This window comes from Helicobacter valdiviensis, assembly GCF_003245365.1.
GTDB lineage: Bacteria > Campylobacterota > Campylobacteria > Campylobacterales > Helicobacteraceae > Helicobacter_D > Helicobacter_D valdiviensis.
Window position 1 is genome coordinate 1 of sequence record NZ_NBIU01000094.1, and the last position, 1075, is coordinate 1075.

The window sequence follows — 1075 nt, forward strand, 5'->3', positions numbered from 1 at the left end:
TATGAAGATCAATTTAGGGCATATATGGGTGAAGAAACTTATAAAAAATTAAGACCTTATTTGCTTCTTAGGACTTATTATGTGTGTAAGGGTAAAAAATATCCTGTTGTTTTTTCTACTAGATTTATGTATAATGAAAGAAGCTTTGGTTTATTTGGAGATGAAGGAAGAGGATTTAGCTTTACAAGCATAAGGCACAAAGGTGTTGGTGGTGGATTTTTTCATTATTTTATCAATGGTAAATTTGTAAGAAGCGATGAAAAATATAATTTAGAAAGGTATTAATGAGTCCTAAAGAACTTCTTGTTGAAATCAAAGATTATGCAGATGTAGCAGATGCTAGCTATGCGATGCTACATTTAATTGATGAGAATGATGAGAAAGGCTTTTTTGATAATGCGTAAACCCCACCTTTATGGCTTTATGCAGATGGGATAAAGCTAGGGTATGAGATAGAGGACAAGCATATTCAAAACGAACCCACAAAAAGTTTAATTTCAAAAAATAAACGCGAAGTAGGAGATCCCACTGCCTATGCTGCTATTATGGAAGCTAGATTTTCTTTAGGCAGAAAAATCACAAAGCCTGATCCAAAAGATCGCACTCAAGATAGTTTGCCTGAGGAGATAGACACTCAAGCTCAAGTTTTTATTTATAGAAACAAAGAAGACAAAGAAGCAAAAGATCAAGAATATCTATTGACCCTAAATTTTGAAAAGCACAATAAAGATACTATAAATTTAAGATACCACCTTAGCCCACGCACTAAAAAATTTGTTTCTCGTTATGAACTTATAGATCATATAAAAAATACTAGCATTAGTGGTTATTCTCATACTATTTTTAAAGATACAAGTAAAAATGATAACACTTATATCTTAACTTTTCGTGGCACTGAAATGAAAGGAATGCAATTTGTAAAAGATATTGTTTTTACAGATGGAATGGTGGCTTTAGGACTTGGAATTCCACAAGTGATATCTTTAATCCATTATAGTGATAGTGTTTTAGAAAATATTAGAAACAAGCATGGAAGTGATGATTTTAAAATCGATATTGTAGGGCATTCTTTAGG

At 31.7% G+C, this 1075-nt stretch carries 1 protein-coding gene and 1 pseudogene; both read left to right on the forward strand.

Annotated features, from left to right (window positions below; all coding sequences use genetic code 11):
* Positions 1 to 285 (forward strand): annotated as a pseudogene (locus tag B6S12_RS10650) (tRNA 2-selenouridine synthase); the annotation flags it as partial.
* A gap of 260 nt (positions 286 to 545) precedes the next feature.
* Positions 546 to 1075: alpha/beta hydrolase family protein (locus B6S12_RS10660; protein ID WP_484083248.1), on the forward strand; the 530-nt coding region annotated here is incomplete at its 3' end.